The sequence below is a fragment of the uncultured Kushneria sp. genome (assembly GCF_947497025.1).
In the GTDB taxonomy this organism is placed as follows: Bacteria; Pseudomonadota; Gammaproteobacteria; order Pseudomonadales; family Halomonadaceae; genus Kushneria.
In genome coordinates this window covers 251,917-266,731 of sequence record NZ_CANMFC010000003.1, presented here as the reverse complement: position 1 = coordinate 266,731, position 14,815 = coordinate 251,917, and the positions used below count along the sequence as shown (strand labels likewise).

Genomic DNA, 14,815 nt, shown 5'->3' with positions numbered 1-14,815 from the left:
TCATAGAGCAATTACAGAGGCGCTCATCAATCACCGAGCGGTATGTGTATCTGACGCCGCATTGAGCGAGGCAGGAATAGCTGTAAATCACTGATTATCAATGGTGCGGAAGGAGAGACTCGAACTCTCACGCCTTGCGGCACTGGAACCTAAATCCAGCGTGTCTACCAATTCCACCACTCCCGCGAGTGCGGCGTATTGTACGCATTGCGTCGTGGCAGTCAATCAGCAGAAGTAAACGTATGGCCGTTTCGTGAATTGTAAACAAAGAAAAGCCCCTCTAGTAAGGAGGGGCAAAGAAACCCAGAAGGATGTCTTGCACTATCTCTGACTACGATGGTCGGGATTGGTTCCATGCTTTCTGAATTAATCTCTGAAATCATGCAAGACATACCACGACCCCGCCCGCAAAAGCCTACTCACCCAGAATTCGCAAAATATTAGATCAATCTTAAATTTAAACACCACTAGCCTATTTGCCAATACAGGCAGGCCTGTACAGGTCACTACATTGTGCTAGAGTCTGCGCCGCATCGAGGGCAAGGAATGCCCTCGTGAACAGACATCATGTATTACCATCCATACCGACAAGGGAAATGTCATGAACCCAACCGGTTCCCGTAGTGACCCGCATTGCCCCGAATGCAATATCACGCTTTCCTGGCCCGGGCGCACTCCGGACCATCATGAGCTACGATGCTCCAACGGGCACTATATCTGCACCATGCAGGAATTTCGTCAGGCCGCCTTTGATCTTGCCATGGCCGAGGAATTTCAGCTTCATCGTGCCGGCATGACGCGCAAGGCAGGTTAGCGTCATCGGCCAGGATCGCGTCCGACAACAGGAGCCTCACCATGCGTCATCATCGCGTTGGTCTTCTTTCACTGTCTGCCGGCCTGGTACTGGCCATGGTCACGACACAGGGCATGGCAGCTTCACAGGAGCGCGCCGGAAGCGAGGCGCAGCAACGCTTTGAGCGCGCTCAGCAGCATTCCCGCATTCAGTCCGGCGAAGCTCGCGTTAATCGTCAAAAATCCAGTCTGCGCAACCAGCAGACCACGTCTGGTAATGAGCGTCCCCTGCAACAGCAGCAACTGCGGCAATCACAGCGTGATCTTCAGGCAGAAAAACGTCGTTATCAGCAACGCAGCACGACTTCTTCCGCGCCTCGCGCTTCCGGCACAACAGACAATGATCGTGATAGCGGCGTTCGCTGATACACTATCATGAACCAATCTGTTCTCGATGGAGTTGCCCACGATGACCCGTCCCTGCTATCCGGAACACCACACGCCCTGTCAGGCATGGGCATCACGCTGGGTGGAATCCTTTCTGGAGTGTCCTGACGAAGCGTGGAACACGTTTGAGTCTGCACATCGGACTGCCTTTATCATTTTACGAGTCACCCGCCCGGAAATGGGCGCAGACATATTGATCGACTCACTGATTCAGGCGCAGATGGTCTCGTAATGTCTCAGCAGAACAAGGATGTGATGACGGAAGAGAAAGCAGAAGAAAAGATGCCAATGGGGTATCGCTCCCTGCGTAATCCATTGCCCTCCAATCGGCGTTATCGCAACGTGCTCTGGTATGAACGGCTTAACTGGCTGATGCTGACTCTGTTTGCCCTGTTCAGTCCGATCATACTGGCCCTGGTGATTGGCCACGTGCAAAACATCCCCATGCCCTTTTCCAATGCTGGCCTTCCCTTCCTGCACTGAGAACTTTTTCAAAGCATTGCAGACGTTCGGTCACTGATCAGCGACTATCGGCCAGAGGGAGCGGCGAAGGATGCTTGCCGGTTTCCCATCCCAGACTCCTGGCCGTTTGCGTGGCGAACCAGCCCAGCGTTTCATGCAGGTTTACGACCTCACCAACAATGATCAGGGTGGGCGGTGCAGCCTTTAGATCCGCCAGCCGGCCCGGCAGATTCTCGAGTGTGCCGGTATGCAGGCGTTGTCGAGCGGTTGTGCCCTGCTCTATCAGCGCGATGGGCGTTGAGCCAGACAGACCATGCTGAATCAGCTGTTCGCACAGGGTGCCCAGCGTCCCCAGCCCCATGTAGAACACCAGCGTCTGACCGGGCGCCGCCAGTGTCTGCCAGTCAAGATCGCAGGTACCATTGCGAAGATGACCGGTCACGAACCTTACCGACTGGGCATGATCTCGATGCGTCAATGGAATACCGGTATAAGCCGAAATGCCCGTGGCCGCCGTAATACCCGGCACGACCTCAAAGGAAAGCTTTGCGGCGGCCAGCGCCTGCAGTTCCTCTCCGCCCCGACCAAAGATGAAAGGGTCGCCTCCTTTCAGTCGAACGACCTGATACCCACCGCGCGCCCAATCCACCAGCGACTGGTTGATGCCTTCCTGGGGCACGCTGTGCGCCGAGCGCGCCTTGCCAACGTAAAGACGGCGCGCCTGCGGGTTGGCAAGGGCCAGAATTTCCGGGCTGACCAGCCGATCATGAATGACAACGTCTGCCTCCCGTAGCCGCTCCAGTGCCCGCAGGGTCAAAAGCCCGGGGTCTCCAGGCCCGGCACCGACCAGAGAGACATGACCACGCCGCAGGGCATTGGGCGTCTCGGGCGTCAGCACCCGGGTTCGAACGGGCAGGCGCACGGTAGACAATTCAGGGCAGGCAGGCACATAAACGCCAATGTGGCGCTGGTGTGCCGTTTTTGCCCAGCGCGCATCCTCGGTGGCACTGCCGGTCGCCACAACCCAGAGCTGACCGGTCTGTGGCATGTCATCAACACAGCGCCAGCCCTCTTCACGCGCAAGCGTCGCCAGCGCCGGCATCATTTCACCGTGCAGGGTCAGGGCCAGGTCAAGCCCCTGGAACTGGCGGGCCATCATAAGGGCGGTCTGACCGGCACCGATCAAATGCGCATCCAGATGGCGAGGATCAAACTGAAGAGAAAGCAGTTCCATAAGCGCTCTGAGAGTTGTCGTTATCGCGTCACGATGACGTGCGCCGGGATCCACCTCCGACTACCGACGCACGCACCATCACTTCTGATTAATGCGCTCGACGCCCCCCATCCAGGGACGAAGGGCTTCGGGTACGGTGATAGAGCCATCGGCCTGCTGATGATTCTCCATCAGCGCCAGCAGACAGCGTCCGACCGCCAGCCCCGAACCGTTGAGCGTATGTACCAGTGACGGCTTTTTCTGCCCCTGGGCACGAAAGCGGGCATGCATGCGCCGTGCCTGAAAATCTTCCATGTTCGACACCGAGGAAATTTCACGGAAGGTGTTCTGGCTGGGCAGCCACACCTCAATGTCGTAGGTCTTGGCAGCGCCAAAGCCCATGTCGCCGGTGCACAGGGTCACCACACGATATGGCAGCTCCAGCGCCTGTAGGATCGCCTCGGCATGGCCGCGCATCTCTTCGAGCGCTTCATAGGAATGCCCGGGGTCGACGACCTGAACCATCTCGACCTTGTCGAACTGATGCTGACGAATCATGCCGCGAGTGTCGCGGCCGTAAGCGCCGGCCTCACTACGATAACAGGGCGTATGCGCGGTCATGCGAAGCGGCAACTGTGCGCCATCAACAATCTCGTCACGCACAATGTTGGTCAGCGGTACCTCGGCAGTCGGAATCAGGTAGTACTCCTGATCACCTTCCAGCCGAAAGAGATCATCGCCAAACTTGGGCAACTGGCCGGTACCAAACAGTGAGTCGCGGTTGACAATATAGGGTACGGCCACTTCTTCATAGCCATGCTCAAGCGTCTGCTTGTCGAGCATGAACTGCGCCAGTGCACGGTGCAGGCGCGCGATGGGACCGCGCATCACGGCAAAGCGTGAACCGGTAATCTTGGTGGCCAGTTCGAAATCAAGGTAGCCATGCATGCCGCCCAGATCGGTGTGATCACGCACGGTAAAATCGAACTCACGCGGAGTACCCCAGCGATGCAGCTCGACGTTGTCCTCCTCGTCCTGTCCGCTGGGCACGCTGTCATGCGGCAGATTGGGGATGGCTGTAGCGATGGCCTCGAATTCAGCCTGCACCTGAGCAAGCTCACGGCTGGCGCTGTCAAGTTCATCGCCCAGATTGCCGACCCTGGCCAGCAGCGGCTCGATGTCCTCGCCGCGGGACTTGGCCTGCCCGATCTCTTTTGAGCGGGTGTTGCGCTCGTTTTGAAGCTCTTCGGTACGAGTCTGAAGTTCACGGCGACGTGCCTCGAGCGTGCGAACCTGATCAACATCAAGGGCATAGCCGCGGCGTGCGAGGCTGGCGGCAACGCTGTCGGGATCGCTGCGCAGCAGTTTGGGATCGAGCATGACTATCCTGTCGGTTCGTGACAATAATGTCCGCCAATCGCGAGCACACGATGCGGAATCAAGGTAAGGAACACATTGTAAAAAATAACGCTGCCCGACACTATTGGCCGACAGCCGACAACGACACTTTATCTGCCGCAGCTACATGACTGCCAGTGCATTATGCGCATACCGAACCACAATGGCGACCGATGCCTGCCCGCGATCACTCGACAGTCCATGTACACTGCCTGTTGATCGATCCGATAGCGCAGTCCAGCCCGCATGCTTCTGACAGACCATAGCCGCAAGACGTGATCATGACCGAACAGCTTAAGACCCCAGCGCTCGAGCAGTGCTATCAGCAGTTTCTTGATACCCTTGATGCCCGCGGATTCAAGGGCGATATCGCGGCAGATGATGCCAACCGCGTTGTACTGGCCACCGACAACTCGATCTATCAGCGCCTGCCCCGGGCCGTTATCTATCCACGTGACGGCGATGACATGACTCTTTTGGCCGCTATTGCCGGCGAGTCAGCCTTCGCCGAGGTGGCACTGGCCCCGCGCGGCGGCGGCACAGGGACCAATGGTCAGTCACTGACCGACGGTCTAATGGTGGATGTCACCCGCTACATGCATCACATCATCGATATCGACGTGGACAACCGTCGAGTGCGCGTTCAGGCTGGCGTGGTCAAGGATCAGCTCAATGCCGCCCTGAAACCCTTTGGTCTTTTCTTCGCCCCCGAGCTGTCGACTTCCAACCGCGCTACCATTGGCGGCATGATCAGCACCGACGCCTGCGGCCAGGGCTCGCGGGCCTATGGCAAGACACGTCACCACGTGCTCGAACTGGATGTCGCCCTTATAGGCGGCGAGCGTTTTGTCAGCCGCCCGATTGATGGCGCCACGCTTGACGCGCAGTGCGCCCGTACCGACCGGGTCGGCGAGGTATACCGCTGCGCGCGCGAGATCATCGATACCCGTCAGGAACAGATCAAGCGCGTTTTCCCGCCGCTCAACCGCAGCCTGACCGGTTATGATCTGGCACATCTGCGCACCGAAGACGGTCTTTTCGATCTCAACAGCGTGCTGTGTGGCAGCGAAGGCTCCCTGGGCTTTCTGATCGAAGCCACGCTCAATGTGCTGCCGCTGCCGAAACATTCGGCCCTGATCAACGTACGCTACCCGGGCTTCATGGACGCTCTGCGCGACGCCCGCGCCCTGATGGGCAGTGATGACAGCATTGATGCCCCTACATCGATTGAAACCATCGACGACCGCGTGTTGATGCTCGCCATGGAAGACATCATATGGGATGGCGTGGCCGAATATTTCCCTGCCGGTGAGGAAGGCAGCGCGCCGGTCAGGGGTATCAATCTGGTGGAGTTCAACGACAACGACGAGGCGTCTCTCAAGCATCGTGTCGAGCGGTTTACCAACGCGCTGGAACAGGACCGGAATGTCAGGCGACTGGGCCATACGATTGCCTGGGGTCGCGAGCGCATTACCACGGTCTACGGTATGCGAAAGCGTGCCGTCGGGCTTTTGGGCAATGTGCGTGGCGAGAAGCGTCCCATCCCCTTTATCGAGGATACGGCCGTGCCGCCCGAGCAGCTTGCCGACTACATTGGCGAGTTCCGCGCCCTGCTCGATGGCCACGGGCTCGAATACGGCATGTTCGGCCATGTGGACGCCGGCGTTTTGCACGTTCGGCCGGCCATCGACATGAAGGACCCCGAGCAGGCCGCCCTGATTCGTCCGCTGTCCGATGAGGTGGTCGCCCTCACCCAGCGCTACGGCGGGCTGTTATGGGGAGAGCATGGCAAAGGGATCCGTTCGGAATACACCCCGGCCTTTTTTGGTGATCTTTATCCGGCGCTGCAGCAGCTCAAGGGCGCCTTTGATCCGCGCAATCAGCTTAACCCCGGCAAGATTGCCACCCCGCCACACACGAATGCCACGCTGCTGAGCGTGGATGGCGTCACGACGCGGGGTGAACTGGATCGCACCATCGATGAACGCGTGTGGCAGAGCTATCACAGCGCGGTCTACTGCAACGGCAACGGCGCCTGCTACAACTACGACCCCAATGACGCCATGTGCCCCTCATGGAAGGCCACCCGCGAGCGCATTCATTCGCCCAAGGGGCGTGCCAGCCTGATGCGGGAGTGGCTGCGCCGCGAGCAGGAGGCCGGCAGCGACGTGCTGGCCGAAGCCCATGAACTGCGCCAGGCCGGAATGTTTCAGCGACTGACAACGCTGCCGACCCGAATAAGGCGCACCTTCAGGGGCGATGATCGCTTCTCCGATGAGGTTCACGAAGCCATGGCCGGCTGTCTGGCCTGCAAGTCCTGCGCCGGGCAGTGTCCGGTACGGGTCAATGTGCCGGATTTTCGCAGCCGTTTTCTGGAGCTCTACCACGGCCGACGCATCAGGCCCCTGCGCGATCATTTGATCGCCCGCATGGAAACCCTGATGCCCCGGCTCAAACCTGTCGCGCCGCTGTACAACGCTCTGCTGCGCCAGAAGCCGGTACAGCATGTCATGGCGCGCTGGATCGGCATGGTGGACGCCCCGAGCTTTTCACACAGCGACTTTCACAAGCAGCTCAATGCCTGGGGGATCAGCGAGGCAACGCCGGTGGCGCTAGGGCTTTTAAGCGAGCAGCAAAAGGCGCGCAGCGTGGTGCTGGTACAGGATGCCTTTACCTCCTGGTTTGATGCAGACGTTGCGCGCGAAGTTGTCGAGTGCCTGAGCCTTCTGGGGATTCGTGTGTTCGTCGCACCTTACCTGCCCAACGGCAAACCCATGCACGTACAGGGCTTCATGGGCGCGTTTACCCGGGCGGCCAGACGTCAGGCCGAGCAGCTTCGAGCGCTGGCACGTTTTGAGGTTCCGCTCGTCGGGCTCGACCCGGCCATGACCCTGACCTACCGTCAGGAGTATATCGACGCGCTGGGAAAGGAAAACGTACCCGAGGTGATGCTGCCTCAGGAGTGGCTGTTGTCCATGACAGGTTCACTGGCCCCCTCGTCGGTCAGCGCTTGGGCCGGTCTGAATATTCGCTATCGGCTCCTGAGCCACTGTACCGAGAAAACCAACGCCCCCGGCAGCGCAAAAGCATGGCAGCAGGTGTTTCAAGCCTTTGGCCTAGAGCTTGAGCTGGTACCCACGGGCTGCTGCGGCATGTCCGGCACCTATGGGCATGAGGCGCGTCACCTCGAGACTTCCCGCACCATTTATCGCCAGTCCTGGCAGCCGCTGGTAGAGGCCGATCAGCCCAACACTCGATGGCTGGCCACCGGCTACTCGTGTCGAAGCCAGGTCAAACGCTTTTCCAGCGTCACGCTCGAGCATCCACTTCAGGCCCTGCTGGCCCACCTTCGCCATCATCAGGCGTCACATTAAGAATCAATGGCCGCCATCTTAAGGCGGCCGCTTTCGCTGCCCGTTGCAACGGCTATCGCCTGCGTCTAGGCTGCGCGCTCATTGTCGACCCCTATCGGAATCTTCCTGCATGGAAAACGCTGCGCTTTATCTGGCCCTGATCGGCCTGCTGTCCCTGATGTGTCAATGGGCGGCGTGGCGGGTTCATTTGCCTGCCATCCTGCCTCTTTTGATTGTCGGCCTGATTGCCGGGCCCGTGACCGGCTGGCTGGATCCTGATGCCATTCTGGGAGAGCTGCTTTTCCCGCTGGTCTCGCTGTCCGTGGCAGTGATCCTCTTTGAAGGCAGCCTCACCCTCAATTACGAAGACCTGCGCGGTCATGGCCGTACCGTGATTCGCCTGATTACCTGGGGGGTCATCATTACAGGTGTCATCGGCACGGTGGCGGCCTGGTGGCTTTTGAACATGCCGCTCGAGATTGCCGCCGTGCTGGGGGGACTTCTGGTCGTGACCGGACCGACGGTCGTGATTCCGCTGTTGCAGACGCTGCGCGCCAGGGCCAATCTTTCCCAGATCCTGCGCTGGGAAGGCATTCTGGTGGACCCGGTCGGCGCACTGCTGGCCGTTTTGATCTACGAATTCGTGGCACTGGGCCAGGAAAATGGCGCGGCATCACACACCATAGTGCTGTTTGGCCAGACCGTCGGCCTTGGCTTCGGTCTCGGCGCGCTGGGCGGCTGGCTCTGGGGGCTTATTCTGCGTCATCACTGGCTGCCGCAGCGGCTGCATAACTTCGGCACCCTGATGATCATGCTGACGCTGTTTGCCGGCTCCAACGCATTGTTTGAGGAGTCGGGGCTTTTGACCGTCACCGTCATGGGGATCTGGCTGGCCAACATGCGCGGCATTCCGGTGCGCCCGATCATCGAGTTCAAGGAAACGCTGACCGTTTTGCTGGTCTCCGGGCTTTTTATCCTGCTGGCGGCGCGCATTTCGACCGAACAGTTGATGACGCTGAACTGGCCGGCCTGGGTATTTCTGGGCGTGCTCATGTTTGTGGCCCGCCCGATTACCGTCTGGATCTGTACCATTGGCACTGAACTCCACTGGCGAGAAAAGGCGCTGCTGGCCTGGCTGTCACCCCGCGGCATTGTGGCCGCCGCCGTGGCCTCGCTGTTTGCGATCAAGCTCGAAAAGGCAGGCGTTGAAGGGGCCGAGATGCTGGTCCCCATCACCTTCCTGGTCATTATCGGCACCGTGGTGATCCAGAGCCTCTTTTCAAAGCCCATCGTCAGGGCATTGAAGGTCAATGAGCCAGAACCGACCGGCTTTCTCATCATTGGCGCCAATCCGGTCGCTCGCGCCATTGCCAGCGAACTGATGACGATGGGATGGACCGTTCGGCTGACCGATACCAGCTGGGACGCCGTGCAGGAAGCCCGCATGGCCGGCCTGCCGGTCTATTATGGCAATCCGCTGTCAGAGCACGCCACCCAGCACCTGGAGCTGACCGGCATCGGCCGCCTGCTGCCGCTATCGCCCTATCGCGAGCTCAACAATCTGGCCGCCCTGCACTTTGAACACATGCTCGGTCACGGCAATGTCTTTCGACTCGCCGAGGAGTCGAGCAAGCACGCCAAGCGCCAGCAGGACCGTGCTCTGGGCCACCTGCCGCGTCTTTTCAGCGATGATGCCACCTTTGCCAAGCTGGCCAGTCTTGTGGCCAACGGCGCCGAACTTCGAGTGGCAAAAATGACCGAGAACTTCGGGCTTGAAGAGTATCGCCGCATTCATGACGCCCGGCTGATGCCGCTGTTTTGCATTGGCGCCAACGGCCGCCTGCGCGTGGCGCATACCGATTCGCCCCTGGCGCCCAAATCGGGCGAGCGCGTGATCAGCCTGATCTATCCGGACTCCCCGGAAATGCAGCCGAACGAGCGCGAAGAGCGAGCCCGCGAGGAACAGCGCGTGACGCCCACACGCAATGACAGCGGCAATCCGGGCCGCCTGCCCTCTTGATCCAGCGCGGCGGCAGACACCCGCGCACATGGTTCAACATCCCCGTCCATCAAGCTCTGTGACACAAAAAAAGCCCCGCAATTTGCGGGGCTTTGTTCATGACGACAACACAACATTGCCGTGTATTCGATCATGCGCTCTCGGGACGTTTCTCGGTGGCTATGCCCTGCTCACGTGCCATGGCATAGGCCGCTCTCGGCCCGGTCCACAGCAGGGGCAGCAGCAGCAGCGATACCGGCACGGCCGCAATCACGATCACGGACTGCAACGCATCGATGCCGCCCTGTCCCATCATCAGCAGCAGCGCTGCCACAACGCCAAAGGAAATGGCCCAGAAAATGCGCACAAATGCCGAGGGTCTGGCATCACCGGTGACCGACATGGCAATGGCATAGGCCATCGAGTCACCGGTCGTGGCCACAAAGATTGTCGTCAGCACCAGAAACGCCGGAACGATAATGAACGCCAGCGGCAGCTGGCTGGTCACCGCCAGCAGCGCGGCAGGCAGACCGCCGGCCGTCAGGGAGTCCGATACGCTGCCCGGGTTTTGCAGCTCATAGAAAATGCCCGAACCGCCCAGCGTTGCAAACCAGATATTGGTCGCAATCGGTGCGGTAATGGCCAGCGCAATCACCAGTTCCCGCAGCGTCCTGCCCTTCGAAATACGTGCCACAAACATCGCCATGGAAGGTACGAAACTGATAAACCAGCCCCAGAAAAAGAGCGTCCACTGGCCCAGCCAGGCCTCGTTTTCACTGCCCCGCAGTAATGACATGTCGATGAAATGATCCAGATAGCTGGCAAAGCCCTCCATCATGGAGTGAACGATGAAGGTACCCGGGCCTGCCACCATGATCAGCATAAACAGCGCCAGCACGATCCAGACGTTGCAGTTGGAAAGCCACTGGATGCCGCGGGAAAGTCCAGTGGCGGCCGACAGCGTATAGATCACGACCAGCCCGCCCAGAATGGCCAGCTGCAGGACGTAGCTATCGGCCCAGCCAAACAGCGTATTGAAGGAATAGGCCAGCTGGGTGGCCAGAAACCCGATGGGACCGATGGTGCCGGCGGCGACCCCGAGAATGCAGATCACATCGGCCACGATCCCCAGCCAGTGCGTTTCCACCTTCTGCCCCAGAAAGGGGTACAAAAGCGCACGCGGGCGCAATCGAATACCGCCGTGATAGTGGGCATGGATCATGACCAGCGCTGACAGCGTGCCCAGACAGGCCCAGGCGCTGAAGCCCCAGTGGAAAAAGCCCTGCGCCAGCGCCGGGCCGATTGCCGACGGTGTGGTGCTTTCGACACCGTCAAAGGCCGGCGGCGTGGACATGAAGTGATAGATGGGTTCGGCCGTCGACCAGAACACGCCGCCACCACCCAATAGAGCGCAAAGAATGACCGCATGCCAGTTAAAGGTCGACATGGTGACTTCGCTGTCGTTGCCACCCAAACGCACATCGCCATAGCGTGTCAGCGCCAGTGCCAGAGCGATCACCAGATTGAGCAGCATCCACAGCTGCCAGTAGGCACCAAACCAGTAGGTTGACCAGCCAAAGGCGGTATCAATCAAACTACTGACCTTATCGATATCAATGAGTGCTGCGACCACAAACAGCACAAGCAGGCCGCCACTAAGTGCAAATACGATACGTTGACCGCGCACTCGAGCGGAGTCGGAGGAGGACATGAAGGAGGGTCACCATTGGAATCAAAGGTGCTCACCCTACCAATCCGTGATCTTCAGGTATATTCAAATTTTAAATCCGGCCATAATTCCATGCCGTTATGCGGCTCTGCTTTTCCTGGCGATGACGGCCCGTGCGCTCGGGCTTCAATCTGGTAAGGTGTGCGCCAAAGCGTCCGGACAATACGCAAGCGCCCGGGCGACACGGGAGCGCGTTGTTTCCTGGAACAATCAACAATACATACCGGGAGTTGCTGAACATGCAAATTCTGATGGGACTGATCGGCATCGTGTTCGTGCTGACCGTCGCCTTTATCTTTTCCGAAAATCGCCGCGCCATTCGTTTTCGCACCGTTTTCTGGGCCTTTGTCCTGCAGGCGGGCTTTGCCCTGTTTGTTCTTTATGTTCCGGTAGGCCAGAGCATTCTACTGGGCATGTCGGGCGGCGTTCAGGCGGTCATTGACAGCGCCGGCGATGGCATCGAGTTTCTGTTCGGCTCGCTGGCCGGTGGCAACAATGGCTTTATCTTTGCCATACAGGTGCTTTCGGTCATTGTCTTTTTCTCCTCGCTGGTCTCCGTGCTTTATTACGTGGGCATCATGCGCTGGGTGGTCAACATACTCGGCGGCGGCATCCAAAAGCTGATGGGTACCAGCCGACCGGAATCCCTGTCCGCGGCGGCCAACATCTTTGTCGGTCAGACAGAGGCACCGCTGGTGATTCGGCCCTTCATCGCCAACATGACCCGTTCGGAGCTTTTCGCCGTCATGGTCGGCGGCCTTGCCAGTGTGGCCGGGGGCGTGCTGGCCGGTTATGCCGCCATGGGGGTCAACCTTCAATATCTGATTGCCGCCTCTTTCATGTCGGCGCCCGGCGGGCTTTTGATGGCCAAGATGATGCTGCCGGAAACCGACACGCCACAGCATGACACCAACGTTTCCACCGCTGAAAACGATGAAAAGCTGGCCAACGTGATTGATGCCGCGGCGACCGGTGCCAGCACCGGGGTACAGCTGGCCCTCAATGTGGGCGGCATGCTGCTGGCCTTTGTCAGCCTGATTGCGCTGGCCAATGCCATTTTGACCGGCATTGGCGGCCTGTTCGGTTTTGAAGATCTTACCCTTCAGCTGATTCTGGGCTATATCTTCTCCCCCGTGGCCTGGCTGATCGGCGTGCCGTGGTCGGAGGCCGTGGCGGCCGGCAATTTCATTGGTCAGAAAACGATTCTCAATGAATTTGTCGCCTTTGCCTCATTTACAGGCTTTGAAGGCACCCTCAGCGAGCATACGCAGGCCATTATCACCTTTGCGCTGTGCGGCTTTGCCAACATCTCCTCGATCGCCATTTTGATGGGCGGACTGGCCGTCATGGCGCCCTCCCGTCGTGGTGATGTAGCCCGGCTCGGCCCAAAAGCGATTCTGGCCGGCACGCTTTCCAATCTGATGAGCGCCTCGCTTGCGGGCCTGTTTCTGTCACTGTAGGAACATGACCGCCAACACGTTTTCACGACAGGACGCTATGACATGAGCAACGACGACCAACGCCAGGCGCGCCATCAGCGCGCCATGGAAAAACTGAAAAACCACGTGGATGAGCGGGTCGCCAGTGCCAGCGAGGAACGCGGGCAGCTGCTGATCTTCACCGGTAACGGCAAGGGCAAGACCACCGCGGCCTGGGGCACGGTGACCCGGGCACTGGGCTATGGCTATGGCGTGGGAGTCATTCAGTTTATCAAGGGTGAATGGGAGTGCGGCGAGCGTGAACGCCTGCAGGAAGATCCGAACCTGCAGGTCGCCACCATGGGCACCGGTTTCACGTGGGAGACCCAAAACCGCGAGACCGATCGCCAGGCCTGTGAAGCAGTCTGGCAGCACGCCTGTCAAATGCTGAACGACCCGACGATCTATCTGGTCGTGCTCGACGAGATCACCTATATGCTGAAATTCGGCTATCTCGATATCGAGTCGGTGAAGACTGCCCTGCATGACCGCCCGACCGAGCAGAGTGTCATCATTACCGGTCGCAATGCCCATCGCGGGCTGATGGCCATGGCCGACACCATCACCGAAATGCAGGAGACCCGCCATGCCTTCAACAACGGGCTGAAGGCACGACGCGGCCTCGATTACTAACACCATGCCCCCATGCAGCGGGCCGCTCTATCCTTTCAGATCAACCCAGAGCAAGCCCGTGAACGGGTCACTGATGTAATGCTCGTTGATATCTTCAAGCGTTTGATGGGCATCAATATTTTGAAAGCGCTCTGGATAGCTCCATTTGGCCATCTCTTCGAGCACCAGAATATTGAGCGGCGTGTTGATGAGATGATGATACAAACCGTGCACCCGGCCGTTTTCAACAGCGCTTAAATGGCCGATCAGGGGGCGCTCAAGGATGTGCTTCAGGGATTGTCTGGCGTCGCTTTCACTCACATCCGGCCCCAGTACCAGACCGTTGACGCGGCGCAGATAGCCTCCCCCAGTAGCAATATAGACATCGGGGTCACGCGTCAGGACATATTCGGGGTCGATCCGCCCGCTTTTGCCCTTGAGCACGTCAGCGCCAATATTGTCCACGTTCAGTCGTTTGGCGAAATAATCAAAGCTGCCCTGTCCGGGAGAGTTACAGCACTCGTTCATGCCGGCATGGGCTTCGATCATGACCGTGGGCCTGTCGGCTTCCGATACCTTCCCTACTCGATCCAGTACGGCCTGACGCTTTTTCTCATAGAAGCTGATATAGCGCTCTGCCTGATCCTCGCGACCAAGCAGCGTCCCCAGCGCCCGCAGGCTGGGCACGGTGTCATCCAGCGGATCGGTTGCGAAATCGATAAACACGACCGGAATACCTGCCGCATCCAATTGATGCATGAGCTCCTGCCCCTGAGAGACCGGGATTTGCGAGCGGCTCAGCACAACAGCGTCAGGATTCATCGAGATGATCTTTTCTACCGAGATGCTGCCCGGGCCGGGGCCGTCTCCCACAATGGGCAAATCATCAAGCTCCGGTGCACGCTGGTGATAGATCTCATAGAGTTCGGGGGAGCGTTTCATATCACTGCCCCAGCCCAGCAGCCAGTGCACTGGATCCTTGTCCAATAGCGACAATGCGATCAGCTGACGCCCTTCGGCCAGCACAATATTCTCCGCCGGCTTCTCAAGGGTGACCTCCCTGCCTTCGATATCATGTACCGTAATGTCCGCCTGCGCCGACAGTGAAAAGACACCCAGTGCGAGGCCGGCAAGCCATTGTTTACTCAAATGCATCCTGATGGTTTGTCCTGACTGATCAAAAAAGGGAGCGTGGTATGGGGCGGTGTCCGCCGTGTTCATCATGATCCTGCTTCCTTGATGAGGCAAATATTACGCCGGCTCGACAGGGCCTTTTTCTGGTTACATTAAGGCATGCTGTATAAAGAGCGTTGTACTTCACGCTACAGCCTC

The 14,815-nt window shown here is 59.0% G+C and carries 12 protein-coding genes and 1 tRNA gene; 8 read left to right on the top strand and 5 right to left on the bottom strand.

Annotated elements, in window-relative coordinates:
- Window positions 1–101: 101 nt before the first annotated feature.
- A tRNA-Leu gene (locus Q0931_RS07000) sits at window positions 102–186 on the bottom strand.
- 415 nt (window positions 187–601) lie between these two features.
- On the opposite strand from Q0931_RS07000, the gene Q0931_RS06995 reads away from it, so the two are divergent.
- The 4 genes from Q0931_RS06995 to Q0931_RS06980 are packed head-to-tail and all read left to right on the top strand — an operon-like array spanning window position 602 to window position 1,722.
- Complete coding sequence (locus Q0931_RS06995; protein WP_299258655.1) at window positions 602–814, top strand: hypothetical protein; 213 nt, start codon at window positions 602–604, stop codon at window positions 812–814.
- 41 nt (window positions 815–855) lie between these two features.
- Window positions 856–1,218, top strand: a complete 363-nt coding sequence (locus Q0931_RS06990; protein WP_299258653.1) for a hypothetical protein — start codon at window positions 856–858, stop codon at window positions 1,216–1,218.
- 43 nt (window positions 1,219–1,261) lie between these two features.
- Window positions 1,262–1,471 (top strand): hypothetical protein, encoded by a 210-nt coding sequence (locus Q0931_RS06985; protein ID WP_299258651.1) that lies wholly within the window; start codon window positions 1,262–1,264, stop codon window positions 1,469–1,471.
- Window positions 1,471–1,722 (top strand): hypothetical protein, encoded by a 252-nt coding sequence (locus Q0931_RS06980; protein WP_299258649.1) that lies wholly within the window; start codon window positions 1,471–1,473, stop codon window positions 1,720–1,722. Before Q0931_RS06985 ends, Q0931_RS06980 begins: the two co-directional genes overlap by 1 nt.
- 37 nt (window positions 1,723–1,759) lie before the next feature.
- On the opposite strand, the gene cobA is transcribed toward Q0931_RS06980, so the two are convergent.
- Together cobA and serS are read right to left on the bottom strand one after the other, a co-directional pair.
- Window positions 1,760–2,935, bottom strand: coding sequence for a uroporphyrinogen-III C-methyltransferase (gene cobA, locus Q0931_RS06975; RefSeq protein ID WP_366941587.1), 1,176 nt, complete (start codon window positions 2,933–2,935; stop codon window positions 1,760–1,762).
- A 78-nt stretch (window positions 2,936–3,013) separates the two neighbouring features.
- Window positions 3,014–4,294: a serine--tRNA ligase gene (gene serS / locus Q0931_RS06970; protein WP_299258647.1), complete on the bottom strand. Its 1,281-nt coding sequence runs from the start codon at window positions 4,292–4,294 to the stop codon at window positions 3,014–3,016.
- Between the two features lie 299 nt (window positions 4,295–4,593).
- Here serS and Q0931_RS06965 point away from each other — a divergent pair, with 299 nt between their 5' ends.
- Window positions 4,594–7,686, top strand: coding sequence for an FAD-binding and (Fe-S)-binding domain-containing protein (locus Q0931_RS06965; protein WP_299258645.1), 3,093 nt, complete (start codon window positions 4,594–4,596; stop codon window positions 7,684–7,686).
- 109 nt (window positions 7,687–7,795) lie between these two features.
- Complete coding sequence (locus Q0931_RS06960; RefSeq protein WP_299258643.1) at window positions 7,796–9,685, top strand: sodium:proton antiporter; 1,890 nt, start codon at window positions 7,796–7,798, stop codon at window positions 9,683–9,685.
- Window positions 9,686–9,815: 130 nt separating this feature from the next.
- Here Q0931_RS06960 and Q0931_RS06955 read toward each other — a convergent pair whose 3' ends face one another.
- The gene (locus Q0931_RS06955) at window positions 9,816–11,375 is read right to left on the bottom strand and encodes a BCCT family transporter (RefSeq protein WP_299258641.1); all 1,560 of its coding nucleotides are present in this window, start codon (window positions 11,373–11,375) and stop codon (window positions 9,816–9,818) included.
- 257 nt (window positions 11,376–11,632) lie between these two features.
- Between Q0931_RS06955 and Q0931_RS06950 the strand changes: the two genes are divergently transcribed.
- Both Q0931_RS06950 and cobO read left to right on the top strand, forming a co-directional pair.
- Entirely contained in the window at window positions 11,633–12,853 is a 1,221-nt protein-coding gene (locus tag Q0931_RS06950; RefSeq protein WP_299258639.1) for a NupC/NupG family nucleoside CNT transporter, read from the top strand.
- A gap of 42 nt (window positions 12,854–12,895) precedes the next feature.
- On the top strand, window positions 12,896–13,504 hold the full coding sequence (gene cobO / locus Q0931_RS06945) for a cob(I)yrinic acid a,c-diamide adenosyltransferase (protein ID WP_299258637.1): 609 nt from the start codon (window positions 12,896–12,898) through the stop codon (window positions 13,502–13,504).
- Window positions 13,505–13,531: 27 nt separating this feature from the next.
- Here the strand turns inward: cobO and Q0931_RS06940 are convergent, their stop codons facing one another.
- Window positions 13,532–14,632 carry an ABC transporter substrate-binding protein gene (locus tag Q0931_RS06940; RefSeq protein WP_299258635.1) on the bottom strand — a complete coding sequence of 367 codons (1,101 nt, stop codon included), beginning with the start codon at window positions 14,630–14,632 and terminating at the stop codon, window positions 13,532–13,534.
- Window positions 14,633–14,815: the final 183 nt, after the last annotated feature.